Below are 24,403 nucleotides of genomic sequence, written 5' to 3'. Positions count from 1 at the left end.
GAGTCAGCGGAGCCTGAAGACGCGCCAGTTCAGAGAAGGTCACCGTTCCGGTGGCCCTGTTCACGGCGACCGAGGACCACACGGTCCACTTCCTCGACCTGGCCGACATCGCGCCCGTGTACTTCGGCCGCACCTACTACCTCGCCCCGCGCGGCAAGGACAACATCACGGTCTACGGACTTCTGCGGACCGCCCTGCGCGCCCAGCACAACGTCCTGGCCCTGCACACCATGCACTGGGCCGACGAAGTCCGCGAGCCCGACGACGTGGCCGACCTGCTGCCGGACCGGCGTACCAGGACCACCAGCCAGGAGGTCAGGACCGTCCAGCAGCTCATGGACGCCCTCAGCATCGACTGGAACCCCCAAGCGCGCTTCCGACGCGGACTTCACCGGCCGATCGAAAATGACGCGCGAGCAGCTGCTCAAGGCACTCAAGGAGGCCACCGCGGCCAGAAGGCTTCCCCCACGAAGTGACCTTGCCGGCCGAGTGGCGCGGTGACGTGACCCTGATGCTTACTTCTGCTGGGCGAGCCAGTCGGCGAAACGGGTCTCGGCAAGGTGCGCGTCCGGCCCCGGCAGCAGCGTCTTCTCCGTCAACTCCGCACCCCAGTACGTCGCTTGCGCGTCGGTGACGACCGTGCGGGGGTCGTCGTGGGCGGCCAGGGCCATGCGGATGAACTCCTCGAGCTGGAATGTCTCGGGGCCTCCGACCTCCACCACACCGCCCGCCGGGGCGCCGATGGTGGCGCGGGAAACGGCCGCGGCCACGTCGTCGGAGACCATGGGCTGGATCTTGGCGTCGGGCACCCGCACGGTGTCGCCCTCGGTCATGCCGTCCGCGAGCCCCTTCCCGAACTCGAAGAACTGGGTGGCGCGGACGATGGAGCAGGGCATGCCCGACGCCTTGATCAGCTCTTCCTGGACCTGCTTGGCGCGGAAGTACCCACTGCCCTGGAGGCGGTCGGTGCCGACCACGGACAGCGCCACATGGTGCCCGACGCCGGCCTCGGTCTCCGCCTTCAGCAGGTTGGTCGTGGAGTTACGGAAGAACTCCATGACCGCCTCGTCCTCGAAGGAGGGCGAGTTGGAGGCGTCGACCACGACCGACGCGCCCTGCAGGACGTCGGCCAGCCCCTCGCCCGTCAGCGTGTTGACGCCGGTGCTCGGTGCGGCCGCGACCGGCTCGTGCCCGTGCTCGCCGAGCCTGGCGACCACCTTCGAGCCGATCAGCCCGGTCCCACCGATCACTACGACCTTCATGACGCTTCCTCTCGGGTCTGCCCTGATCTCTGTACGAGGCGCCGGTACGAGAGGCCGCCACCAGAGGAGGAAGGGCAGAGCCTGCTTTTGTGACAGCTGCTCGTTCGGCGAGTTTTCCTGCGGTCGAGATCTCTTCCAGCAGGGCGGGCATCTCGTCGGGAACGCCGGAATGTTCACCCGGAGAGCGTGCCGTCATCGGGGGACGCGTCGCGAGCCCACCCGTGGCCTCGCGGTCAGGAGCCGCCGGCCTCCGGATCACCCAGGGTGATCGCCCCTGAGGGGCAGACGCCGGCGGCCATGCGTGCGGCCGCGCGATGGGCGGTCGTCGCCTCGGTGTGCACCAGGAGCACGCGGCCGTCGTCGGGGTCCTGGTCGAAGACCTCGGGGGCGGTGAGGGCGCACATCCCGGCGCCGATGCAGCGCTCACGGTCGATGCGCAGGTGCGTCGTCGCCATGGCTACTCCTTGTCCCAGGTGACCGGGAGGCTCTTCACGCCGTAGATGTCCGCGGTCTCCGGGCGCAGGACGACTTCTTCGGCCGGTACGGCCAGGCGCAGGGTGGGGAAGCGGTCGACCAGCGCGCGGAACGCGACCCGCATCTCGACGCGGGCCAGCTGCTGCCCCAGGCACTGGTGGATGCCGTGGCTGAAGGCCAGATGTCCGGAGACGTCCTGCCTTTGCAGGTCGAGCACGTGGGGGTCGGCGAAGCGCTCGGGATCGCGGTTGGCGGTGTTGTACGACAGGACGACCGTCGTGCCGGCCTCGATGGTCTGGCCGCCCAGTTCGACGTCCTCAAGGGCCGTCCTCATGAACGTCTTGGCGACGCTCAGATAGCGCAGCAGCTCCTCCACGGCCCCGTCCGTGAGCGCGGGGTCGGCCCGCAGCGCGGCCAGTTGGGCCGGGTTCTGCAGCAGCGCGAAGGTGCCGAGGGACAGCATGTTCGCGGTGGTGTCGAATCCGGCGGCCAACAGGATCAGGCTGATCCCGCGCAGTTCCTCGTCGGTCAGGTCGCTGTCGGTGAGTTCGCTGAGCACGTCGTCGGTGGGGTTCGCCCGCTTGGCGGCCACCAGTCCGGCGAGGTACTGCTGGGTCGCGGTGTAGGCCGCTATCAGCTCCTCTTCGCTGGTCTCGCCTCCCATGAACGTGTCGATCTGTTCCTGGAAGGAATCCCGGTCCTGGTAAGGCACCCCCAGCAGCTCACAGATGACGATGGTGGGGATGGGCTTGGCGAACGCGGTCACCAGATCCGTCGGCGGCCCCGCCTTCTCCATGGCGTCCAGGCAGTCGGCGGTGATCTGCTCGATGCGCTCGGTGAGCAGGCGCATCCGCCGCACCGTGAACCTGCCGACCAGCGGCTTGCGATAGCGCCCGTGCTGCGGCTCGTCCATGAGGAGGAACTCGCCGGGCGGCGGCGGAGGAACCTCGAAGTCGCCCACGTTCAGAAGCTCCTTGCGCGAGCTGAACCGCGAGTCGGCCAGCACGGACCTGGCCAGCTCGTATCCGGTGATCAGCCAGCCCGGCCTGCCGCCGATGTGGGTGAAGCGGCTGATGGGCCCGTGCCGGCGGGCGTCGAGTAACTCGGCCGGCGGGTCGAAGGGGCAGCCGGACCGACGCGTCGTCGGCAGCGTCGTGACCATGTGGAGGGACTCACTCACGGCTATTCCTCATCTCGAATCGAGATATGACGTGTTCGGCGTTCACCGAAAGCTACGTTGCGTTCGGGATGACGTCAATATCGACCGAGGTAATTCCGCAGGTGAATAGCGCTAAATTGATGCAATGGTGCTGCCGTCAAATGCAACGTTGCGTTGCAATGAAGCGCTGGGAACCTCAGCTCCGCCCGACCTGAAGCTCCGCCCACCGGCTCGTCCCGCCCGAGTGCACGTGTACGCCGCACCGGGTCGCCAGTGCGGTGACGATGTCGAGGCCCCGGCCGTGCTCGTCCGGGTCGAGGGCGGACGCCGGCAGCCCCGTCGCCGTCACCGGCCCCATGTCGGTCACCTCGACGCGTACGGCTCCACACCTGTCCACCTCACTGCGCGAGAGGCTCAGCGTCGCCGGGGGCAGGGCGTGGACGACAGCGTTGGTGAGCAGTTCCGAGGCCACCAGCAGCACGTCTTCAGTGAGGTCCGCGGTCAGGTCCCAGTCGCTGAGGATCGTGCGGATGCGTCGGCGGACGGCCGAGACGGCCCCCGGCGCATGCGGCAGCGGAAAGACGTGTTCGGCTTCCCTGCGGGGCGCGGCGTCGAGCTGCGCTGCTGTCATGTGTTTCCTCCTCGGGGAAGCGTCGCAGGCGGACCGGGCGTGGTGATGGCACGCTATGGAGGGAAATTCCGCCGGTCAATGAACATGGGTCGGCATTACCGAACGACAGCCCCAAACAGGAAAAACTCGGACTACCATCGCTTCATGGCCGGCCCAGTCCAGTCCATAGAGCGAGCGGCAGCGATCCTGCGCCTGCTCGCCGGCGGATCCCGTCGAATGGGGCTGGGCGAGGTCGCGTCGTCGCTGGGGCTGGCCAAGGGAACCGCCCACGGAATCCTGCGCACCCTGCAACATGTGGACTTCGTGGAGCAGGACCCGGCGACCGGAAAGTACCAGCTCGGGGCGGCTCTGCTGCACCTCGGCACCAGTTATCTCGACGTCAACGAACTGCGTTCGCGCTCCATCAACTGGGCCGACGCCCTGGCCGCCCGCAGCGGCGAGGCCGTACGCCTCGGCACGCCCCTGGAGGGCAGGGTGCTCGTCATCCACCATGTCTTCCGGCCGGACGACACCCTTCAGACCCTGGACGTCGGCGCTCTGCTGCCCCTGCACGCCTCCTCGCTCGGCAAGGTCCTGCTGGCGTTCGGGGCCACGCCCGTCGACGCCGTGCTGGAGGACGCACCGGAGGCGTACACCCGGCACACCCTGGTGCACCCGGAGGAGATCAACCGGGCACTGACCGAGATACGGGAGCTCGGCTGGGGCGCCGAGGTGCAGGAGATGAGCATGGGCGAAGCCGGAGTCGCCGCGCCGATCCGGGGGCAGGGCGGTCTCGTGGTGGGCGCGATCGGGGTGTCCGGCGCCGTCGAGCGGATCTGCGACACCAAAGGCCGGCCTCAGTCGGCCCTGATCACCGTGCTGCGGGAGGCGGCACGTGCGATCTCCAGAGACCTGGGCGCGGTCCGCTGGTAGGCCCCAGCACCTCCGCGACACATCGGAAGGGAGGGCGGATCATGGTTGAGCGGTATGTGATGTCCATCGACCAGGGCACCACCTCCACGCGATGCATCCTGTTCGACCACAGCGGACGGCTGGTGTCGGTCGCCCAGCGGGAGCACCAGCAGTTCTTCCCCCGGCCGGGCTGGGTCGAACACGACGCCGTCGAGATCTGGCGCAATCTCCAGCGCGTCGTACCCGAGGCACTGTCGAACGCCGGCATCGACGCGGGACAGATCTCGGCCATGGGGATCGCCAACCAGCGCGAGACGACGGTGCTCTGGGACCCGAGGACCGGGGCCCCGCTGGGCAGGGCCATCGTCTGGCAGGACACCCGCACCGCCCCGCTCGTCGACGAACTGCGAAAACAGCCCGGAGACGAGTTCTTCCTCGAACACTGCTGCCTGCCCCCTTCGACCTACTTCTCCGCGCCCCGCATCCGCTGGCTGTTCGACCACGTCGACGGGCTGGAGCAGCGCGCCCGGGACGGCGAGGTGCTCTTCGGCACGATGGAGAGCTGGCTGATCTGGAACCTCACCGGCGGCACGGACGGCGGCCTGCACATCACCGACGCCACCAACGCCAGCCGCACCATGCTCATGGACATCCGCACGCTGACCTGGGACGAAGCCCTGATGGACTTCTTCGGCGTGGCACGCTCGATGCTGCCGGAGATCCGGTCCTCGGCGGAACGCTACGGCGAGGCCCGCTCGCTCCTGCCGGGCGTGCCCATCACGGCCGCCCTCGGCGACCAGCAGGCGGCCCTGTTCGGACAGACCTGCTTCTCGCCGGGCGAGGCGAAGTGCACCTACGGGACCGGCAGCTTCCTGGTCATGAACACCGGCACCGACCTGGTGCGCTCCCAGCACGGGCTGCTCACCACCATCGCGTACAAGATCGCCGACCAGCCCACGGTCTACGCCCTGGAAGGCCCGATGGCCGTCACGGGCTCGCTCGTCCAGTGGTTCCGCGACCGGCTGGGCCTGATCCACAGTGCACCCGAGATCGAGACACTGGCGCGCACCGTCGAGGACAACGGCGGCTGCTACATCGTCCCCGCCTTCTCCGGTCTCTTCGCACCCCACTGGCGCAGCGACGCCCGCGGGGTCATCGTCGGCCTCACCTCGTACATCACCAAGGGGCATCTCGCCCGGGCCGTCCTGGAGGCCACCGGCTGGCAGACCCGCGAGGTCGTCGACGCCATGAACGCCGACTCCGCGCTCGCCCTGAAGCAACTCAAGGTCGACGGCGGCATGACCTCCGACCATCTGCTCATGCAGATCCTGGCCGACGTGCTCGACGTTCCCGTCGTACGGCCCCTCGTCCACGAGACGGTGTCGCTGGGCGCCGCCTACGCGGCGGGACTCGCGGCCGGCTACTGGCCGGACCTGCAGGTACTGCGCCGCAACTGGCACATGGCCGCCCAGTGGCTGCCGGACATGGACCCCGGACGGCGCGAAGGGGAGTACGCCAGCTGGAAGCGGGCCGTCGAGCGGTCCCTGGGGTGGATCCAGCCGCCGAAGCGGCCGTGATGTGGCGGTGTTACGAGGGTGGCGGACTGGGCGTGGCCACACCGAGGGTCAGGGCGGGTGTGGCGCCCATGTCGGGCGTGTCGGCGGGGAGTCCGGCCGCGACGGCGGCCTTGCGGACGCGGGCGAGTCCGGCGTCGGCGCCCTCCTGCGCGTACACGGCGTTGACGGACTTCATCATCGCCGTACGCAGGCTGATCCGGCCGTAGTCGCGGTCGTCCTCGTTGGGCGGGCAGTAGTGCAGACCGCGGGGCAGGCCCTGCACGCAGTGGCGGCTGGTGCCGTCGTAGCGGGTTCCGGGAGTGATGGCACGGCCGTCCTGAGTGGTGGCGTGGTTGTGCAGTGCGGCCGCGAGGTCGAACGGCTTGAAGGTGGAGCCGACCTGGAGGTCGTGCCGGACGGCGTCGTTGTAGGGACGGACGGCGTAGTCGGGTCCGCCGTAGGCGGCGACGATCCGTCCCGTCGACGGGTCCACGGAGGCCGCGCCGACCCGGATGGACCTGGCCTCACGGGTGCCCGGCAACTCCCGCAGGCCGCTCTTCACCGCGGCGACCAGCGCCTGCTGGTCCTTCTTCACGAAGGTGGTGGTGATCTGCCAGCCGCCCGAGCCGAGCGTGGCCTCGTCGAGGACGTTGTTGTCGACCAGATACCTGCGGGCGATGTCGATGAGGTATCCGGCCTGGCCGCCGATCCCGGGGGTGGGCCGAGGCGCCCGGGGCGCCGGGAAGGCCATCCCGGCGCGCCGGTGCTTGTCCAGGTAGCCGAGGTCGACCATGCCGTCCAGGACGTAGTTCCAGCGGGCGACGGCCGCGGCCCTGAGGGCCGGGGTCGCCGTGGAGACGTCGTAACTGCTGGGTGCCTTGAGCAGCGCGGCGAGGTAGGCGCTCTGAGAAACGCTCAGCTGGGAGGCGCGGATGCCGTAGTACGCCTGGGCGGCGGCGCGGATGCCGTAGGCGTTGCGGCCGAAGTAACTGGTGTTCAGATACCCGGCCATGACGGAGTCCTTGCTCTGCGTCTCCTTGACCTTGATCGCGATGATGGCCTCCCTGACCTTGCGGTCGAGGGTCTGCTCGCGGGTGAGGTAGTAGTTCCGGACGTACTGCTGGGTGATGGTGGAACCGCCCTGCAGCCCTCTGCCGGTGACGGTGCTCCAGGCCGCGCGCAGGATGCCACGGGCGTCCACGCCCTGGTTGGAGTAGAACGTACCGTCCTCCGCGGCGACCACGGCGTGCTGCATGCTGACGGAGATCTCCGACAGCGGCAGCGATTCGCGGTTGACCGCGCCCGTACGGCCGAGCTCGGTGCCGTCGGCGTAGTAGTAGACGTTGCTCTGGCTCACCGCCGCGGCGTTGGGATCGGGGACCTGGACGATCACGTACAGCGCGAAGAACGCCGCGACCGCGAGCAGCACCACGGTGAGCAGGCTGCTGAGCACCATGCGCCAGGTGGGGAACATCCTGCGCCACCAGGGCATCGTCTCGCGTGCCGCCTTGCGCAGCAGCCGGGCGCGCCGACGGGTCTGCCGCGCACTGCGAAGTTGCCTGGGCCAGGCGGCGACCGGTCTCCCTGCGGACTCGCTGTCCCCCTCGTTCATACCTGCGCCGTTCTTCAGGCCGACAGGGTCGGGTGGTGCGCCTCGGGGCGCGAACCGGACGCGGCGCGCCGCTCCGAAGTGCCGTAAATACCACTAATGGAATAGCATTTTCCCCTTTGTGGCCGAACCATGCCTGTGACGGTGGTTTGCGGGGGGCGGCTTCCCGACGGGGCGGGTCGGGTTCTGGATCGCTGTTCGGCGGGGCGAACGGTGAGGCCGCCTCTGGGAGTTGGCCGTCGCTCCGCCAGTGGAGCGCGTCGGGCGGCCCTGACATGCTCTCGCGATGCAGCCCCGCGCGGCGCCGTGCCCGTGGCGGCGACATATGGGCCGCGGTGACCACGGCTGTCGGCGACAGCAAGGAGGTATACCAGAACGGCCGTTACTGACACCGGTGTGGAGCAGGGGAGGCCTCTGATGGACGAAAGACGAACTCGGGGGCCTCACTGTTCACCCGCCTCCGCCGATCGAACCGCGCCGCGTTGAGCTGCTCCTGGCCCTCTGGTTCGATGAGGACCCCGATTGGAGTAATACTGACGGTCGCGCCGATCCCGGCGGATGACACCGACAAGCCCGCAGCGTACGGAGCCCAAGGAGCAACCTCCGGTGATCGACGAACCCACCTTCCGGACTTTCGATCCGACTGGCGACCAGGGGCCCGCTGACTCGGCCGTGCAGCGCCTCGCCGGGATTTCCGTACCGCGGAGGGTCGGCCCCTACTTCTCCACGCTTGACGGCGACTTGGTGGCGCTGGGTGCGTACGCCGCCGCAGCCGGGCGCCGTGTCGCCCGCGAAGAGTGCGCCTCGTGGGCGCGGCTCGGCAGCGACGGCGGTTTCGAACTGTGCGCCGACCCGCACGGCGCTGTCTGGGCGGTGCTGTTGGACTACGACGAGGAGCGGCGCTTCGTGAGCTCCTCCCCGGAGGCCTTCGCCTCCTGCCTCGTGGCACTGGGAGACGCCCTGCGTGTCATCCTCACCACCGACCAACCTGCCGTGGCCTCCTCGGCGTTCGAGACCCTTCAGGAACGCCTGCAGGCGCGTGACCCGTCGGCCTTCGGCGACCGGGAGGACTGGTGGCCCCGGGTCCTGGACGACATCCGCGACACCGCGAGCGCGGAAAACTACGCGGCCTTCGAGTACGTCGACCCCGAGCACGGCAAACGGATCGTCACCCAGGCCGGCACGATCGCCGCCCACCCCGAAGAGCGGCTGTGGGACAGGCTGCGCGCCGCCGGCGTCGGTCCGGAGCAGGTCCTGCGCGTCCACACCGACCTGCAGCCCTGCTTCATGCCGGGCCACTATTGCTCGATGTGGCTGGCCGAGGTCTTCCCGCACGCAGAGATGACGCACACCTTCTCCTACGGGGAGTCGGCCGACTCGCGCGCGGAGGGCATCCGCCTGCTGCGCGAGAACGCCGGTACGGCGGCGGAACAGTGAGCCTCTCCCCGGTGTCCACGGGCCCGGACATCACGCAATGGCCGCCGCTCGACGGGGTCACCGCCACCCATGGACCGGCCCTGGTCGAGTGGGCGGCCTGTGCCCCGCCGGAGAAGTCCAGGCTCTGCCTGGTCCGTGGCGCGCAAGGCAGCGGCAAGAGCCAGTTGCTGGCCTGGTTCCTCGCCGGCTCCGCGAGCCATCCGTCGACCACGGTCCATGCGACGGTCCTGGCCGAGGGACTCTTCGCGGACGCCGTCGCCTGGGAACTCGGGCGCCAACTCGGCTACGGGCCCCTCGCGCCGGAGCGGCTGCTGGAGCGGCTGGCCGTGGACCAAAGGCCGTTGTTCGTGTTGGTGGTGGATCTGCACCGATCCGGTCGTGGTCCGTCCGACCGCCAGGCGGCCGATCCGGCGTCCCTGGTCCGTGATCTCCTTGCGCCTCTTCTGGAGCTGCCGCAGACCCGCGCCCTCGTCGAGGTCGGCGACACCGCCTTCCTCGACGGCCTGACAGGCGTCGGGGTCGTCACGACCGTCGACGTCGGCGACGAGCCGTTCACGGACGCCCGTGCGGCTGCGCCCGCGGAAGACGACTTTCTGCTTACACGCACTCCCGAGGGGCGTGTGCGGTGGGACAAGGCATCCGAGACTGCCCGTGAACACGCCCTGGACCGGGCACTGGCCGCGCCCGAACCCGAGCCCGCCATTGTCGGGCTCGTCAGTGACCCCGGATTCCTGGTCCACGGGTCGACCGTCTCCCTCGCCGCGTGTCTGGCCGATGAGCGGATTCCCGCCCCGCGAGGACTTCGGCAGACGTGGAAGCTGGCCGCGCCGCACCTCTCGGACGCGCAGTACGAGACCACTGAGCGTGCGGCCGTACTCCACGCGGCAGCCCTGGAGTCCAGCCCCCTCCTCGCGCGCTACCTGCTGCCCCTGCTCGCAGACCACGCCTGGGCGGCCGTCTGGGCCCGGCAGGACATGGCCGTGAGTGCCCTGGCGGCCGCTCCCGACAAGCCGGGAACGATCCTGGCCGCCGATCCTTTGGGGAGCCTCTTCGAAATGGACGCCGGTACCGGAAGGTACGGCGTCTCCATTCCGCAGACCGCAGCCGGTATGCCCCGCCTCGGCGGTATGGCGGCTTGCGCCGAGCATGGCGCACTTCTGCTCAGCGACACGGGCGCTCTGCACCACACCGGTGAAGAGCCAGGGGACCTGCTCGGCCGCATTGCCACCCACCACGGCCGGGCGGGTCTCGAAGACCCGGATCTACGGCCCAGTGCCCTCGGACAGAGCCCTTGCGGCAGATTCGTAGTGATCGGTGACGAGCAGGGAAGCGTTCACGTATGGAGCCTGGAGGCTTCTGAGGCTGCTCCCCTGTCACGGGTCCTGCACTCCGCTCCTGTCACTGCCGTCACCTGCTTGGTCCTTCCCGGTGAAGGGCAGACGCTGGTGATGAGCACGGCCATGGACGGCACGGTCCGACTCTGGAAGACCTCGGCAGACCCCATGCCCCGTCCCGTCGAGCAGCGGCCCGCCCTCGCCACCGCCATGACCGCCCAGCAGACCTCCGTCGGCCCTCTTCTCGCCGTCGCCTGGAATGACGCCTCACTTCATCTGTGGCATCTGCCTTCCGGCAGGGTTCGCGCCCTCCCGCTCCTCCTGCCGTGTTCCTCCCTCGCCTGCACCTCTTCGCCCCGGCCGCCCCTTTCCGATTCCCGGCTCTGCCTCACGATCGGGGGCAGCGAGGGCTCCTACGCACTGAGTCTCGACGCCGCGCGCCTGTGGAGCCAACGCCCACCCGCAGCCTGATACGTCGTTAGTCACGTGGGAGGGGAGTGTTTTCATTGTCGAACCTTTGCCCCGCCATGGCGTGGAAGGATCAGATCGCGCGCGAACCTGGTTGAGTCTTGGCGGACTTGACGGGGGAGCAGGAAATTGGCGATTGAACTACCCGAAGAAGTTGTCTCGTTGCTTCAGTTCATCGGCGTCAACTGGCCGAATGTGAACGAGGACAAGGTACGGGAGTTCGCTCAGCACGTACGCGACTTCGCCACGAAAGTGGACGAGACGCATCAGGACTCCACGGCCACCATCAAGCAGATGGCTGACGTGTACCAGGGCCCCTCCTACGATGCGCTGCTCGCCAAGTGGGGGCAGATGTCGAACGGCCACATGTCCGAGCTGCTGACCGCCTGCCACGCCGTAGCGACCGCGCTGGACGTGGCTGCCGACGTCATCGTGGGCATGAAGGAAGCCGCCATTGCCGAACTCGTGGTCCTGGCTGCATCGTTCGTGGCCGATCAGGCAGCCGCTGTTGCCACGCTCGGGCTGGCGGAGGCCGCCGAGGCGCTGATCGTGGAGGCGGCGGAAAAGGCCGTGGACTACCTTGAGCAACAGTTGGAGCAATACATCATCGGCGCCGTCATCGAGGCCGCCGTCAACCCGCTGGTCGAGGTGGTCGGGCGGGCGGCGAGCGGCTTGATGTTCAAGACCACCGAGTCCGCACTCGGCGTGACGGCCGATGCCGGGGGAGCGGGGACCGGCTTCTCCGTCCATCCGGAGGAACTCCAGAACCGTGCCGAGCTGATGAAGACACACGCCGGCACGGTCGCCTCGCATGCGGAGGAGTTCAGAATTCGGGCCGCCGGGATGTCGTTCGAATGACCAACAAGATCACCGCGGCGCTGGAGGACGGCGCGAAGAAACTGGGCAAGACACTCGGCGAAGACGCCGGAAAATCCATCAAGGCCCTCTACCACGATACACATGCCCGCCTGAAGAAAGTCTCGCACAACTATCTTGAGGCGGACGCCAAACATGCGGCGGAAATAGAGAAGCTCGCCAAGGGCGAGACGCCGGTCTACCATATGGCCGACGACGGAAGTATTCGCCGACTGCATCCCGGCGGTGGTCATTCCGAGCTCACGGCCGAGGACAAGGAGCGTCTGGGGCTCGACGAGGCCAACATCGGCCGCCCGAGGCTGGGAGAACGGAATGCCCGGCTCAAAACGGACCAGGAGGGCAAGGACACTCCGCGGCCGCAGGTGTCGTCGCAGCAGGTGACGGCGGGGAGCACCGATCTCTCCGTGGCCACCCAAATGGCCCGCCATGCGGACCAGGGCTACGGCGGTCTGGACCGGAAGGGAAACTTCACAAGCAACAACTACGCCGCGGCCAGGGTGGACGGCGCGAACGGCAAGGGCGACTTCATACTGGTCGCGCGCAGCAATGGGTACCGGCATTCGGAGCGAATGATCGGTACTCCGTTCCTGAGACAGGGGGAAGAAAACAGAATAACCCAGCTCTATACCGAACGAGCGCCATGCGACACCGGGGTGAACTGCAGTGCCTGGATGGCGGAGAGATTACCGAACACTGCGGTCACGCACAGTTTCGGCGCGGGGAACGACGAGATGCAATTTTATCTCCCCGAACTGCAGGCCAGCAGATGATATATTTACGCTTCCGAGTATCGGCCATAAATGACAGGGAAAGAGTATGAATCGTCCCCCCGCCCTCACCCGTGAGATGCTGGAGACCGTTTTCGATCCGGCCGAACTGGTTGTTGCCCCGGAAGAAAATCTCCCTGCTGTCGGCGACCCTGACGCCAGGGAAGTCCTGGGAACGCTGGGAATCCCGGTCTGGGACAATCCGTGGTTCGACATGGAAGACGGGATCGCAGAGCGGTTCGGGCGCGTCGAGGACTGGGACGAGAAACTCGCCGACCGTTACTCCGTCGTCCCGGAGGGAGCGGGCAAGTGGATCGGGCTGGGCATGATCCCCTATGACGGCCTTGCCTTCGACCCGGACACCGGCAAGGTCTACTGCCTGCCCGACGACTCCGAGATCTACCTCTGGAACAGCTCGCTCCGGTCCTTCGTGCACTTCCTGTACCTCCTCCAGCTGGAACGCCCGCACTTCGACGCGGAATGGGAAGGCGAGATCGAGGTGCCTTACGACCCCGAGGCCGCGCAGGCCCGAGTCCGAAGCGCGATGATGTCCGTGGATCCCGCAGCCCTGGAGAACCCCGACTCCCGCTGGCACGGGGTCCTCACGTACATCGTGGACCCCGAACACCATTTCCTTTGAGGTCACTTGTCGGGGCCCGGCGCCGGGCGCTCTGGACACCGGCCGACGATGCAGGCCAAGGGATGAGTCCGGGTCACCGGAGTGGACCCTCGAGATGCCGGCTGCTGAGGCACGGCGGCCGGGCATCGACGTCGCCCGTAGGCAGGTCCGCCGGATCCTGCCGGCCGAGAGGTGCGCCGACGAGGCGGATTCCGCACGGTTCAGCGCTCGCTGCGCGAGTGCCGGCTCTTCGGCCGCCCGTGAGGATGTCCGATCCCGAGTATGGGCTCAGAATTAGTGCTGTGCCCCGTTTGTTCGGGATCGGAGACAGTCATGAAGGATCTCAAGTTCGAGCAGAAGAGCTCGCTGTCACGCATGGAGGCGGCCGACCAGCTGAGTGCAATTGCGGCTGCGCTGAGAGAAGGCGGGGATGCCGAGCTGGAACTCGGTCCCGCGACGCTGAGCCTGCGGATTCCCGACGACGTTCGCAGCGAGGTCGAGGTCGAGGTCGGCAACGGGGAGATGGAGCTGGAGATCGAGTTCAAGTGGCCGACCGCACCGACCCGGAGGGCGTCATCGCAGTCGGCCGCGGACACAGAGACGGCCACGGGGAGGAAGGACGTTCCCGCCAGGCCCGGCCGGAGCGGCACGGGGACCAGCAGGGGCAAAAGCGCGAAGCGGTCCGCCACAAGAACGGCGTGAGTCGGGCGCAGGACCTCGGTCCGACTACGAGCAGTCGACGCCTCAGGCCGGTTCCGGGACGAAGGGATGCATCTCGTCGGTCCCGGCCTCTACGACGCCGTAGCTGCTTTCCGGTACCTCGTTCCAGGCGCCGGGCAGGTCGCCGAGAGGTTCGGAAACGATGAGGCGCGTCTCGTCGGACACCTCCTGGAGGAACGCCGCATCGGGGTGCAGCTTGCGCAGTGCGTCCACGCGGCTGCTGTAGAACAACGACCGGGAAGTGCCCTGGCTCGAGTAACGGAAGGCCCATATGCGTTCACCGTCGGTCACGCCGATCGTCATCTGCAGCGGGAACTCCACACCGTGGTCGCGGCCGCTGCGCTCCACCGCTCCCGCCATCCGGGACACGGCGCTCGGCGGGTCCTGATCCAGGCCGAAGGTGAGCGCCAGGTAGAACATCACCTCCGAGTCCGTCGTGCCTTCGATGTCGGAGTACAGCTCAGGATCGACCAGCAGGGACAACTCGCGACGCATGAGGTGGAAACCTGAGATGGCGCCGTTGTGCATCCACATCCAGCGGCCGCGCCGGAACGGGTGGCAGTTCGTCTGCTGCACCGCCGTGCCGGTCGTCGCCCGTATGTGGGCGAAGAACAACGGGGAGCGGACATGATCCGCGAGCTCCCTCAGGTTGCGGTTGTTCCAGGCGGGGCCGACGTCCCTGAACAGGGCCGGAGTGTCGATGCTCTCCTGTGAGTACCATCCGACGCCGAAACCGTCGCCGTTCGTCGTCTCGACACCCAGTCTGGAGTGGAGGCTCTGATCGATCAGCGAGTGGGCCGGTCGGTAGAGGATGGTGTCGAGAAGCAGGGGTGTTCCCGAGTAAGCGAGCCATCGGCACATGAGTGATCACCTGTGTTCCTGGCTGCACCTGCGGGAATGCCCTGAGATCCCGCTCGCGGCGCCCGGAGTCTTCCATGAGTCCGCCGGCCACCTGGCGGCAGCGCCCCGCTGCCCTCTCGGCTCGGCTCGAGCGCACCGAGGATGCCGGGCGTACCTCGCGCTGCCGGCGACGCCGTGTCCGGTGACCGGACGGCTCTTGTCCCGATCTCATTTTCGCCTCCTCCGCCGCGCATCGCCATGCGGACGCGGACCGGACGGCCACCGCCCGGAGCACGGCACGGTGGAGCCGACCACGGCTGCGCGGCGCCACCGGCACCCTGGCCGTACCCGGCGTGGGCAGGCCCCTGTTCCAGGCAGGCTTCGCCCACTTCACCCCCGCCGGCCGCGCCGCCACGGCGCTGGGATTCGACAACTCCGAGCGTGTCCCCGCTGCCGCTCTTCGCCGGCACCGCCGACCACATCGTCCCGGCGGCGGTCGTCCGCGAGACCCACCGCCGGTCTGCCGCACTCACCGCGGCTGGGAGGCGGTCGCGGACGACACGCTGGACCGGGCCCTGCGTGCCCGGCGACCGGCACACACCGCCTGGCTTGCGCTGCAACCGCCCGAGGCAGGCCGGATCATGACCGGCCGGGGCGCCGGTCCCGCTTCTTGAGGCGGTTCTGGCTCCCCCATCTTGTGTATCACCGCCTGGACGAACTCCTGGGGTTGATCCTCCTCTACATCAGCTCCACCGTCACGGTCGGCTTCACGGAGGTCGCTGAGAACCGTTGGACTTCGCAGGGCGGTCCTCCCGTCCTGGCACCGTCACATGACCATGGTGTCGGCGGTGCACGCCCATCAGCGCTTCGCCGGTCCCGGGCATCCGGCTCCGCTGCCGTCCGCTCAGTGGTCACACTCTTGCCGAGGTGTCCTCCCTCTTCGCCGCGGTGACACTGCCCAGCAGACGCAGAGCCGCCTCGGAGGGCGAGCCGGGTTCTGCCGTGTAGGCGATCAGACGCCGGCCGGACGAGCCGGGGATGACCAGGTTCTCGAAGCTGAGGGCCATGGCGCCGACCAGCGGATGACGCAGATGTTTCACTCCCGAGGTGCAGGTGCGTACCGGATGGCGGGCCCAGCGAGAGGCGAACTCGTCGCACTGCACGGTGAGTTGGCCGACGAGCTCGGCCAGACGGCGGTCGTCGGGGTGACGGCCGGCGACCAGAACCAGCGATGCGACGGCGAGTTGCGCCTCCTCCTCCCAGTCCGAGTACAGGTCCCGGTAGTGCTCGTCCAGGAAGAGCATCCGCGTCAGGTTGGGGCGGGTGCCCTGTGTGTCGGGGCTGTCGGGCGGCAGGTGCCCGGCGAGCAGCGCGTGGCCCAGCCGGTTCCAGGCGAGGACGTCATTGCGGCGGTCGAGGACGAGCGCCGGTACGTCCGACATGGCCGTCAGCAGTTGCCGCGCCGACGTGCCGGCGTGCTCGACGCGGGATGGAGCAGGGCGGGACGCGGCGGCGGGGCGGGCGAGGGTCTTCAGATGGGCGGTCTCGTCCTCGGTCAGGCGCAGCGTGCGTGCGATCGCGTCCAGCACGGCGTCCGAGGCGCTGAGGGCGCGGCCCTGTTCGAGGCGGGTGTAGTGGGTGATGCTGACGCCGGAGAGCATGGCCAGCTCCTCCCGGCGCAGACCGGTGACGCGGCGGCGGGTCGGTGGCGGCGAGATGCCGACGTCTTCCGGGCGCAGCGCGGCACGGCGGGACTTGAGGAAGTCTCCGAGCTCGGACGGAGCGTCCATCGATGCCTCCGGTTTCTCGGGCGTCCGGCGGCACGGCTCCTGAGCGCCGATGCCTGGCGAGCCGCGGGTCGTCCCCCATGATGCCCGCCTCCAGGGCGGCCCATGAGCCGTAAGGGTGGTCATGTCATGACCACCCTTACGGTGGCTGCGCAGAACAGGGTTCTGGCTCGAGCCCCGAGCTGAGGCGAGCCTCTTTCCCCAGCGGTGCGTGACAGACGCCCGCGTACGAAAGAAGCACGAGAGAAGGGTCTCGTCCTCATGTCCGTCACTGACTCGGAGACAGCCGGCACTGCCGTCGGCGCGTCACCGGCCGTCCTCACCCCGCGTCTGCGGCTGGTGCTTGTGCTGCTGCTCGCGGCCCAGTTCATGCTGGCGGTGGACTTCTCCATCCTGAACGTGGCGCTGCCGGTCATCGGCAGGGGGCTGGGCTTCTCGCTGGCGCATCTGCAGTGGATCGGCACCGCCTTCGCCCTGTGCGCGGCGGGCTTCACCTTGCTGTTCGGCCGGGTCGCGGACCTGTTCGGCCGCCGCCGGCTGTTCCTCGGCGGTCTGGTGGTGCTCGGCGCGGCCTCGCTGGTGGGCGGCCTGGCGCAGAACCCGGAGGTGCTGATCGCCGCCCGGATCTTCCAGGGCCTGGCCACCGCGGCGGTGACGCCGGCCGGACTGTCCCTGATGACGACGTCGTTCCCCGAGGGCCCGCTGCGAGAGAGGGCGCTCGGCCTCAATGGGGCACTGATGTCCGCCGGGTTCACCACCGGAGCGATCCTCGGCGGTCTGCTGACCGACCTGCTGTCCTGGCGCTGGGCATTCTTCATCAACGTCCCGGTCGCCCTCGCCGTGCTGTTCATCGCCCCGACGGTCATCAAGGAGTCCCGGCCCGACGAGCGTCCGAAGCTGGATCTGCCCGGGGCTGTCAGCGTCACGCTCGGCCTGCTGGCCATCGTCCTGGGCCTCACTCAGGCGGGCGAGAAGGGCTGGGGCTCCTCGTCCGCGCTGCTGTCGCTGGCGGCCGGAGTGGTCCTGCTGATCGTGTTCTGGGCCGTCGAACGCAAGGCGGCCGCGCCGCTGGTGCCGCTCAGCGTGCTCGGCAAGCGGTCCGTGGCCTGGGGCAACGTCGCCGGACTGATCGCGTTCCTCAGCGAGACGTCCCTCGTCTTCCTGCTGACCCTCTACCTCCAGGAGGTGCTCGGTTTCTCCCCGCTCGCCGCCGGCCTGTCCTTCGGTGTACTGGGCCTCGGAACGGTCGTGGGCGGCTCCGTCGCCCCGAAGGCCATCGGTACGGTCGGCACCAAGCAGACGCTGATCACCGGCGGCATCCTGCAGACCGTGTCCACGGCCGCCCTGCTCGGCCTCGGCGACGACCGCTCCTGGATGTGGCTGCTGCTCGTCGCCACCTTCGTCGGCGGGGTCGGCAATATGCTCGTCATCGTCGGCTTCATGGTCACAGCGACCTCCGGGCTGGCGGACGACGAGCAGGGCCTGGCCACCGGGCTCGCGACCATGACCCAGCAGATCGGCATCACCATGGGCACGCCGATCATGAGCGCCATTGCCGCCGCCGCTATGAGCGGTACGGGTGCCGCGGCCATCCTCGGCGGTCTGAAGGTCGCGATCGCGGTGAACGCCGCTCTCGTGCTCTTCGGCGCCCTCACCAGCGCCCTGTTCCTGCGTGGCGCCCGGTCGAGTGCGCAGTGACGCACGGCGGTACGAGTCCCGCAGCCGCCCGACTGCTCCTGGTGGGGCTCAGGCTCCGCTCCCCAATGGCAGGCATCGGGGCCGCGTCGGCTCGACGCGGGGGCCCACCAAAATCCCTTACGGATCTACCGTCTCTACCGTCCCCGGAGCGCAGGCGTACGGCCGGCCCGTCCGGGCGCGCGGAGCGAGCCGGCAGGCGGGATCGGTCGAGCACTGGCCGCGCAGCGCCTCGGGAACTCGGCTCGGAGCAAGGCATGAGACCGCCCTGGTACCGGTCCTCGGCCTGGCACCAGGGCGCTGTCGTGGGCGAGTTCGGCCGTGCGGCCGCTCAGTCGACGTCGGTGGTGGCGAGCCCGGCGTAGACGTCGGGCCGGCTCCGGCGCATCCGGGCGGCGAGGACGACGCCGATGAGGAAGACGGCCGGGGTGAGGGCGACCAGTGACCAGTTGACGGCCGGTCCGGCGCCGGTGAAGAGGTTCAGGCGGGTGCAGACCAGAGCGGTGGCTGCGGCGAGCAGGACCGCGGCGGCGCCGGGGGCGACCAGGGTGCGCAGTCGTCCCTCGCCGCGCTGCGGGGCGTTGCGGCGGAAGTAGGCGACGACCGCGCAGGCCGCCAGCAGCTGCAGGACCAGGATGCCGACCACGCCCGGGGTGTTCACCCACAGCAGGAACTGGTTGTACGGGTCGGCGCCGATCGCGGCGAAGACGGCCACGGTCGCTGCCGCCAGGACGCTCTGCACGAGGCCCGCGATCCACGGGGAACCGTGCCGGGGGTGGATGCGCCCCAGAGACGTGGGCAGGGCGTGTTCGGTGGCGAGGGCGTAACCGTAGCGGGTGATGGCGTTGTGGAAGGCGAGCAGGGAGGCCAGCAGGCTGCTGATGATCAGGATGCGCTGGAGGTCGGTGGCCCAGGTGCCGACGTACTGCGTCATGGCGGTGAAGAACATCTCGGCCGGGTTCTTGGCCGCAGCGCCGACCGCGCCGTCGTTGCCGAACGCCTGCACGATCACCCAGACGACGAAGGTGTAGAAGAGGCCGAGGAAGCCGACGGCGACGTAGGTGGCGCGGGGCACGGTGTGGTCGGGGTCGCGAGCCTCCTCCCGGTAGATGGCGGTGGCCTCGAAGCCGGTGAAGGCGGCGACGGCCAGCCCCAGGGGCGCGCTCATCTGCGAGATGAACACGTGGGAAGGTGCGAAGGAGGCCAGGCTCAGGCCGCTCGCCCCGCCCTTGATCAGGATCGCGCCCGCCAGCAGCACCAGGATCGCGGTCTCGGCGATCAGCAGCGCGGCCAGGACCTTGGCCCCCAGAGAGATGGACCGGAAGCCGAGGAACCAGACGACGGCCACGCCCGCGAAGGCGTAGACCCACCACGGCAGGTCGACGCCGAGCAGGTCGTCGGCCGTGCCGGCGGCGAAGAAACCGAAGGCCCCGAACACACCGATCTGCAGGGCGTTGTAGGAGAACACCGCGAGCAGTGCCGCACCGAGCCCGGCCGGGCGCCCCAGCCCCCGCGTGATGTAGGAGTAGAACGCGCCCGCGTTGCGGATGTACGGCGTCATGGCGGTGAAGCCCGCCGCGAACAGACACAGCAGGACACCGATGGCCAGGTAGGCGACCGGGGCGCCGATACCGCCGAAGAGGATCGCCAGTGGTGCGACACCGGCCATCACGGTGAGCGGCGCGGCCGCCGCCACCACGAAGAACACGATGTCGGCAAGGCCGAGCGTGCCGCGCCGCAGGTGGCTGCTCGCGTCGGTCCCGGCGGTCTGCGGGGGCTGCTGAGGTGCGGTGGGGACGAGGGGCTCGGTCATGAGGTCTCCCGGTGGCGGTGTGATCGAGGGGACGAGCGGGGTGCCCCTGACCCGCGGGCCGGCCGTGGCGTCGGCGTACTGACCGTACGTCTAGCCTCTTTCGGCACGCGAAGGGGTGGAAGGGCCGGCTTCGTGTGTGCGGCGGCCGGCGAGCCAGGTGCCCAGGACGGGCAGGTGCGCGAGCTCGGCCGGTGTGGTGGTGACCGGATCGGCGGCGATATGCACCAGGTCGGCGCGCATACCGGGGCGCAGCGCGCCCCAGTCCTTCTCCTCGAACGCCTGGTGGGCGCAGCCTGCGGAGTAGGCGGCAAGAGCGGTCGCGGTGTCGACCCGCTCTTCGGGGAGCCAGCCGCCCTCGGGAGTTCCCTCGGGGGTCTGGCGGGTGACTGCGGTGGCGATGCCCCGCAGCGGTTCGTGGGCGGTGACCGGCCAGTCGCTGCCGAACGCGACGCGGGCGCCGGAGACGAGCAGGGAGGCGACCTGGTACTGCCGTCGGCCGCGTTCCGCGCCGATCCGCGGAAGGATCAGCTTGTCCATCAGGGGGTCGCACTGTGCCCACAGCGGCTGGAGGTTGGCAATCACGCCGAGGCCCTTGAAACGGGGCAGGTCGACGGGATCGATCAGCTCGGCATGGGCGATGACGGGCCGCCGGTCGCGCGGTCCGTTCGTGCGGTAGGCCTGCTCGATGGCGTCCAGGGCGGAACGGACGGCGCCGTCCCCGATGGCGTGCACATGCGGCCGGAACCCGAGCGCGTCCACGGCGACGACGGCCTCGGCGAGTTCGGCAGGCGTCCAGGTGGCCATACCGTGCGAGTGGGGACAGTCGGCGTAGGGCTCCAGCAGGGCGGCGGTGCCCGCCTCGATCACTCCGTCCGCGAAGAACTTCACACTCCGTGCGGTGAGCAGTCCGGGTGCGGCGCTCTCGATCCGTTCGCGGTCGGCCTCGAAGCGTGCGATCCGCTCCCGCCAGCCGTCGGGTTCCAGGAGGAAGCACAGGTCGGCGCGGACCGGCAGGCCCGGCCCGGTGGTCGCGGCGGTGATCCAGACGTCTACGAGGTCCGGAGTGACCAGGGCGTCCTGCACCCAGGTCACCCCGGAGGCGGCGAACCGGGCGGCGGCCTCGCGCAGGGCGTCCACGTGCTGTGCGTGGGACGGCGTCGGAGCTAGGGCGAGGACGGGGTTCAGGGCACCGAACTCCCGCAGCGTGCCCAGCGGTTGGTCGCTGCCGTCCCGGCGGACGATCTGACCGCCCGCGGGATCCGCGGAGGCGGCGGTGTACCCGGCACGCCGTAGGGCCTCGCTGTTCACCCAGCCCGTGTGGTGGTCGGAGGTGCGCAGCAGCACCGGGCGGTCGGGTACGGCGGCGTCCAGCCACCTGGCGTCGAACAGCCCCTCCGGCGCCAGCCAGGGGTCGAAGCCGTCGCCGGTGATCCACTCCGGCTCGGGGTGCGTTTCGGCCCAGCGCCGTACGGCTTCGACGATCTCCTTGACGGAGGCGCACTCCCGGACGGGCACACCGCGCAGCCCGAGCCCGCCGAGCACCGGATGGACATGGCCGTCGCCGAACGCCGGCAGCAGCGCCCCGCCCTCCAGGTCGACCACGGCCGTACGAGGACCGCGCAGGGCGAGCGCCTCGGCGCCCAGGGCACTGATCCGACCGTCCGTGACGGCGAGGGCCTCATGACAGCGGGCGTCGGTGTCCCCGGTGCGGACGGTTCCCCCGGTGAAGACGATGTCTGCATGCATGGCGTGGCAGTGCCCTCCTGCGACCTGGTACGACGTCCGAATCCGTTTACTGAAAGGCATTCGGTTTCCGGTAATGTAGGCGCCGCCGCGATGGAGCGGAAGAGTTTTACTGAAAGTCATTCGGTAATGTTTGGGATACGGCAGCCCGAGCGGCCCGCCCTCCCGCACACACGAGACAGGAGTCGCCGTGCCACGGCCACGCACCCCGCTGCTGGACCGGCGACGCATCGGTGCCGCCGCACTGCGCCTGGCCGACGAACAGGGCACCCTCACCATCCCCGCCCTGGCCCGCGCCCTCGGAGTGGCCCCCTCGGCCCTCTACCATCACGTCTCGGGCCGCGCCGAGATCATCTCCCTGATGCGCGAGGAGCTGGCGCTGACCACCGGCGGCGCCGACCAGGACTGGTCGCAGCCCTGGGAGCAGGCCCTGGAGGCCTGGGCCCGCTCCTACCTGGCCGCGTTCGCCGCTCACCCCGGCGCGGTGCCGCTCCTCGCCGTCGCCCCGCTCGCCGAGCCCTTCATGCACGCCATGTACGAGCAGATCGCCGAACTGCTGCTCGCCGCGGGGTTCGCCGAAGCCCAGGTCATGCCGCTGGTCAACGCCCTGGAGAGCTTCATCCTCGGCTCGGCCCTCGACCTGGTCTCCCCGCCGGTCATGGTCCCCGACGTCACCCGCGAAACAGCCCCGCACCTCAGCGCCGTACTCGCTCAGACCCCGACCGACCACACCCGCGCTGAGCACTCCTTCGACATCGGCCTACAGGCCATGCTCGCCGGCTTCGGTCACTTGCTCCCGGACAACTGACCCGCACCGGCGCGCCCTTGGTCGTCGGCGGACCGAGGACCCGAGGTGACCCCTCCTGTGTTGCCTGACGGGCGCGTGCGCGAGAGTGTGAACGGGCGGTCGGTCCTGAACCGGGACGGCCATCTCTCCGAGCAGGGACCAGTCGTCCTGCGGGATCGTCGTGTTGATGATGCGAGGGGTCTCGGCGAGGTAGGGCGGCGGCGTTTTCCGGGCGGTCCGGAAGTGCTCGGAACCGACGCTTCGTACTACGTGGTCGCTGCCGAGTCCTTCCGAGGAGTACGCGCGGAGAGCTCCCGCGGCGAGTGGGACGAGCGTGATCCTTCAGGTGTGACGCACCACGTCGACCGGTTCGGCCACGTTCTTCCACCGTCCTCCGAGCCGGGTCTGGGGCGGTCCGGTCGGACAGGGCCGTGGTGAGCGGGCTCCAGCGTCGTGGCGCTGGACCACGGAGCGCTTCTGGTCAGCTCCGAGCATCCCCACTGGGAACGGGGCAGCCCCCGGGGCGCGCCGTGGACCGGCTGAGCCAAGATCCACTGCTGCTCGGCTTCTGCCGCCGAACGCTCAGTCGCCGCCACCAAGGCTGCGGATCATCCGGCTCGACAGGCGCGTCCGGCAGCGCCGAAAAGACGCCCGCCCTTGCGTGCCAGCCGCTGAACACGCCACGGAGCACCGGGTGGGGCTCGTGCGGTAGAGGGCCCCTCGATGAAGCCACTGTGCTCTCCTTCGCTTGCTCCGTTACCGTTAACGTGACCGGTAACGTGATTCTTGCCCAGGGGAGGAGAGTCCGTCAACGCCCGCTGCCGGACGGGTGATGGCACGGCAGGTCGGTGAACCTGATTGACTTGGACACAGGGCGGCACAGGAACAGAAGTGAGTGGGCGGCGTGGCCGGACAGCGGGGAACGGAAGACCAGCGGGCGCGAGGCGTGAAAACCGTCAAGCGCGTCACGCTCCGCGACGTCGCCCAGGCGGCGGGCGTGTCCCATCAGACCGTCTCCCGGGCGATCAACGGCAAGGGGGAGATCGACCCGGCAACCCAGCAACGTGTGCTCGATGTCGCAAGACAGTTGCGCTACCGGCCCAGCCGGTTCGGCCGGGGGCTGGTCCGCCCGGATGTCGTATCCGTCGGGCTCGTCGTCCCCGACGTGGTCAACCCCTTCTTCCCGGAGTTCGTGGCAGGAGTGATCGCGGCCGCGGACGAACGTGACTGGCAGGTGCTCGTGGCCAGCACCGAGAACGACCGGTCCCGGGAGCTGGCCCTGGTCCGCTCACTCGGACAACAGGTCGACGCCCTTGTCGGCTACATCAGCCATCCCGATGCGCAGCTCGAGCCGTACGTGGGCAGCACGCCGCTGGTCCTGGTCGATCGCGGGCTGGACTCGTCGCACCACGCGCTGGTCCACATCGACACGGCGACGGGAATCCGGGCCGGCCTGCAGCATCTCATCGACCGTGGCCATCGCCGGATCGGCCTGATCGACTGCGAGTGCTTGAGCGCCCCGCTGGTCCGGCGCCGGACCTTCCTCGAACTCGCCGGCGAGTACGCGCTGCCGGTCGACGAAGACTGGATTGTCATGGCCGAGCAGTCCCCGGACGGGGGTGCCGCCGGGTTCGAGGCGCTGCACGCCGCGCGCCCGGACCTGACCGCTGTGGTCGCCTTCAACGACATGGTTGCGATCGGCGCGCTCCGGGCCGCCCGTCGGCTCGGCGTCCGAGTGCCGGACGAGTGCGCACTGGTCGGCTACGACGGGCTGAGCGTCGTCGATCTGATCGACCCGCCCCTGACCACCGTCCACCTCGACAAGCGACGGCTGGGCGAACTGGCCATCCACCAGGTCGACCAGCTCCTCGCAGGCGAACTGCCACCCCCTATCGTCCTGACACCGAGCCTGAAAGTCCGCGGCACGACGTGACC

General features: G+C 69.2%; 21 protein-coding genes and 1 pseudogene. 12 read left to right on the top strand and 10 right to left on the bottom strand.

The genetic code is table 11. The features are described from left to right. Positions 1-50: 50 nt before the first annotated feature. The gene (locus AB0N07_RS21460) at positions 51-476 is read left to right on the top strand and encodes a hypothetical protein (protein ID WP_365837286.1); all 426 of its coding nucleotides are present in this window, start codon (positions 51-53) and stop codon (positions 474-476) included. Between the two features lie 39 nt (positions 477-515). On the opposite strand, the gene AB0N07_RS21455 is transcribed toward AB0N07_RS21460, so the two are convergent. From AB0N07_RS21455 to AB0N07_RS21440, 4 genes are all read right to left on the bottom strand, one after another. Continuing rightward, positions 516-1,262, bottom strand: a complete 747-nt coding sequence (locus AB0N07_RS21455; RefSeq protein ID WP_365837284.1) for an SDR family oxidoreductase — start codon at positions 1,260-1,262, stop codon at positions 516-518. Positions 1,263-1,495: 233 nt separating this feature from the next. Further along, a complete protein-coding gene (locus AB0N07_RS21450) occupies positions 1,496-1,717 on the bottom strand; it encodes a ferredoxin (protein WP_365837282.1) in 222 nt (73 codons plus the stop codon). Between the two features lie 2 nt (positions 1,718-1,719). Further along, positions 1,720-2,916 (bottom strand): cytochrome P450, encoded by a 1,197-nt coding sequence (locus tag AB0N07_RS21445; protein WP_365837279.1) that lies wholly within the window; start codon positions 2,914-2,916, stop codon positions 1,720-1,722. A gap of 175 nt (positions 2,917-3,091) precedes the next feature. Beyond that, positions 3,092-3,526 carry an ATP-binding protein gene (locus AB0N07_RS21440; protein WP_365837277.1) on the bottom strand — a complete coding sequence of 145 codons (435 nt, stop codon included), beginning with the start codon at positions 3,524-3,526 and terminating at the stop codon, positions 3,092-3,094. Between the two features lie 144 nt (positions 3,527-3,670). Between AB0N07_RS21440 and AB0N07_RS21435 the strand changes: the two genes are divergently transcribed. Together AB0N07_RS21435 and glpK are read left to right on the top strand one after the other, a co-directional pair. Continuing rightward, positions 3,671-4,438 (top strand): IclR family transcriptional regulator, encoded by a 768-nt coding sequence (locus AB0N07_RS21435; RefSeq protein WP_365837275.1) that lies wholly within the window; start codon positions 3,671-3,673, stop codon positions 4,436-4,438. Between the two features lie 41 nt (positions 4,439-4,479). Next, complete coding sequence (glpK, locus tag AB0N07_RS21430) at positions 4,480-5,994, top strand: glycerol kinase GlpK (RefSeq protein WP_365837273.1); 1,515 nt, start codon at positions 4,480-4,482, stop codon at positions 5,992-5,994. Positions 5,995-6,004: 10 nt separating this feature from the next. On the opposite strand, the gene AB0N07_RS21425 is transcribed toward glpK, so the two are convergent. After that, positions 6,005-7,585: a transglycosylase domain-containing protein gene (locus AB0N07_RS21425; protein WP_365837271.1), complete on the bottom strand. Its 1,581-nt coding sequence runs from the start codon at positions 7,583-7,585 to the stop codon at positions 6,005-6,007. A gap of 603 nt (positions 7,586-8,188) precedes the next feature. On the opposite strand from AB0N07_RS21425, the gene AB0N07_RS21420 reads away from it, so the two are divergent. The 6 genes from AB0N07_RS21420 to AB0N07_RS21395 all read left to right on the top strand — a co-directional run bounded on the left by AB0N07_RS21420 (position 8,189) and on the right by AB0N07_RS21395 (position 13,785). Beyond that, a complete protein-coding gene (locus AB0N07_RS21420) occupies positions 8,189-9,019 on the top strand; it encodes a nucleic acid/nucleotide deaminase domain-containing protein (protein WP_365837269.1) in 831 nt (276 codons plus the stop codon). Between the two features lie 11 nt (positions 9,020-9,030). Next, complete coding sequence (locus tag AB0N07_RS21415; RefSeq protein ID WP_365837267.1) at positions 9,031-10,824, top strand: hypothetical protein; 1,794 nt, start codon at positions 9,031-9,033, stop codon at positions 10,822-10,824. 159 nt (positions 10,825-10,983) lie between these two features. After that, complete coding sequence (locus AB0N07_RS21410) at positions 10,984-11,679, top strand: hypothetical protein (RefSeq protein WP_365837265.1); 696 nt, start codon at positions 10,984-10,986, stop codon at positions 11,677-11,679. Continuing rightward, entirely contained in the window at positions 11,676-12,467 is a 792-nt protein-coding gene (locus AB0N07_RS21405; protein WP_365837263.1) for a nucleic acid/nucleotide deaminase domain-containing protein, read from the top strand. Before AB0N07_RS21410 ends, AB0N07_RS21405 begins: the two co-directional genes overlap by 4 nt. A gap of 46 nt (positions 12,468-12,513) precedes the next feature. Then, positions 12,514-13,104 carry an SUKH-4 family immunity protein gene (locus AB0N07_RS21400; RefSeq protein WP_365837261.1) on the top strand — a complete coding sequence of 197 codons (591 nt, stop codon included), beginning with the start codon at positions 12,514-12,516 and terminating at the stop codon, positions 13,102-13,104. Between the two features lie 312 nt (positions 13,105-13,416). Next, positions 13,417-13,785: an amphi-Trp domain-containing protein gene (locus AB0N07_RS21395; RefSeq protein ID WP_365837259.1), complete on the top strand. Its 369-nt coding sequence runs from the start codon at positions 13,417-13,419 to the stop codon at positions 13,783-13,785. Between the two features lie 42 nt (positions 13,786-13,827). On the opposite strand, the gene AB0N07_RS21390 is transcribed toward AB0N07_RS21395, so the two are convergent. Beyond that, on the bottom strand, positions 13,828-14,664 hold the full coding sequence (locus AB0N07_RS21390) for a class II glutamine amidotransferase (RefSeq protein ID WP_365837257.1): 837 nt from the start codon (positions 14,662-14,664) through the stop codon (positions 13,828-13,830). An 890-nt stretch (positions 14,665-15,554) separates the two neighbouring features. Continuing rightward, on the bottom strand, positions 15,555-16,433 hold the full coding sequence (locus AB0N07_RS21385; protein WP_365837254.1) for a helix-turn-helix transcriptional regulator: 879 nt from the start codon (positions 16,431-16,433) through the stop codon (positions 15,555-15,557). Positions 16,434-16,691: 258 nt separating this feature from the next. On the opposite strand from AB0N07_RS21385, the gene AB0N07_RS21380 reads away from it, so the two are divergent. Next, positions 16,692-18,128 (top strand): MFS transporter, encoded by a 1,437-nt coding sequence (locus tag AB0N07_RS21380; protein ID WP_365837252.1) that lies wholly within the window; start codon positions 16,692-16,694, stop codon positions 18,126-18,128. Positions 18,129-18,456: 328 nt separating this feature from the next. Here AB0N07_RS21380 and AB0N07_RS21375 read toward each other — a convergent pair whose 3' ends face one another. Both AB0N07_RS21375 and AB0N07_RS21370 read right to left on the bottom strand, forming a co-directional pair. Further along, the gene (locus AB0N07_RS21375; protein WP_365837250.1) at positions 18,457-19,938 is read right to left on the bottom strand and encodes an APC family permease; all 1,482 of its coding nucleotides are present in this window, start codon (positions 19,936-19,938) and stop codon (positions 18,457-18,459) included. Positions 19,939-20,028: 90 nt separating this feature from the next. Further along, on the bottom strand, positions 20,029-21,684 hold the full coding sequence (locus AB0N07_RS21370) for an amidohydrolase (protein WP_365837248.1): 1,656 nt from the start codon (positions 21,682-21,684) through the stop codon (positions 20,029-20,031). A gap of 187 nt (positions 21,685-21,871) precedes the next feature. On the opposite strand from AB0N07_RS21370, the gene AB0N07_RS21365 reads away from it, so the two are divergent. Then, the gene (locus AB0N07_RS21365; protein WP_365837246.1) at positions 21,872-22,489 is read left to right on the top strand and encodes a TetR/AcrR family transcriptional regulator C-terminal domain-containing protein; all 618 of its coding nucleotides are present in this window, start codon (positions 21,872-21,874) and stop codon (positions 22,487-22,489) included. A gap of 102 nt (positions 22,490-22,591) precedes the next feature. Here AB0N07_RS21365 and AB0N07_RS21360 read toward each other — a convergent pair. Next, a pseudogene (locus AB0N07_RS21360) lies at positions 22,592-22,726 on the bottom strand (antibiotic biosynthesis monooxygenase); the annotation flags it as partial. Positions 22,727-23,414: 688 nt separating this feature from the next. Here AB0N07_RS21360 and AB0N07_RS21355 point away from each other — a divergent pair. Then, positions 23,415-24,401 (top strand): LacI family DNA-binding transcriptional regulator, encoded by a 987-nt coding sequence (locus tag AB0N07_RS21355; protein ID WP_365837244.1) that lies wholly within the window; start codon positions 23,415-23,417, stop codon positions 24,399-24,401. The last annotated feature ends 2 nt before the right edge of the window (positions 24,402-24,403 follow it).

The organism is Streptomyces sp. NPDC051172 (assembly GCF_040682555.1).
GTDB lineage: Bacteria > Actinomycetota > Actinomycetes > Streptomycetales > Streptomycetaceae > Streptomyces.
This window is presented reverse-complemented; position numbering and strand designations above follow the sequence as displayed.

What these genes read in the sequence shown, in the direction of transcription:
- AB0N07_RS21455 (WP_365837284.1), bottom strand. Translation starts at nt 1,262, where the DNA reads ATGAAGGTCGTAGTGATCGGTGGGACCGGGCTGATCGGCTCGAAGGTG.
- AB0N07_RS21450 (WP_365837282.1), bottom strand. Translation starts at nt 1,717, where the DNA reads ATGGCGACGACGCACCTGCGCATCGACCGTGAGCGCTGCATCGGCGCC.
- AB0N07_RS21440 (WP_365837277.1), bottom strand. Translation starts at nt 3,526, where the DNA reads ATGACAGCAGCGCAGCTCGACGCCGCGCCCCGCAGGGAAGCCGAACAC.
- AB0N07_RS21435 (WP_365837275.1), top strand. Translation starts at nt 3,671, where the DNA reads ATGGCCGGCCCAGTCCAGTCCATAGAGCGAGCGGCAGCGATCCTGCGC.
- glpK (WP_365837273.1), top strand. Translation starts at nt 4,480, where the DNA reads ATGGTTGAGCGGTATGTGATGTCCATCGACCAGGGCACCACCTCCACG.
- AB0N07_RS21425 (WP_365837271.1), bottom strand. Translation starts at nt 7,585, where the DNA reads ATGAACGAGGGGGACAGCGAGTCCGCAGGGAGACCGGTCGCCGCCTGG.
- AB0N07_RS21405 (WP_365837263.1), top strand. Translation starts at nt 11,676, where the DNA reads ATGACCAACAAGATCACCGCGGCGCTGGAGGACGGCGCGAAGAAACTG.
- AB0N07_RS21400 (WP_365837261.1), top strand. Translation starts at nt 12,514, where the DNA reads ATGAATCGTCCCCCCGCCCTCACCCGTGAGATGCTGGAGACCGTTTTC.
- AB0N07_RS21395 (WP_365837259.1), top strand. Translation starts at nt 13,417, where the DNA reads ATGAAGGATCTCAAGTTCGAGCAGAAGAGCTCGCTGTCACGCATGGAG.
- AB0N07_RS21390 (WP_365837257.1), bottom strand. Translation starts at nt 14,664, where the DNA reads ATGTGCCGATGGCTCGCTTACTCGGGAACACCCCTGCTTCTCGACACC.
- AB0N07_RS21385 (WP_365837254.1), bottom strand. Translation starts at nt 16,433, where the DNA reads ATGGACGCTCCGTCCGAGCTCGGAGACTTCCTCAAGTCCCGCCGTGCC.
- AB0N07_RS21380 (WP_365837252.1), top strand. Translation starts at nt 16,692, where the DNA reads ATGTCCGTCACTGACTCGGAGACAGCCGGCACTGCCGTCGGCGCGTCA.
- AB0N07_RS21375 (WP_365837250.1), bottom strand. Translation starts at nt 19,938, where the DNA reads ATGACCGAGCCCCTCGTCCCCACCGCACCTCAGCAGCCCCCGCAGACC.
- AB0N07_RS21370 (WP_365837248.1), bottom strand. Translation starts at nt 21,684, where the DNA reads ATGCATGCAGACATCGTCTTCACCGGGGGAACCGTCCGCACCGGGGAC.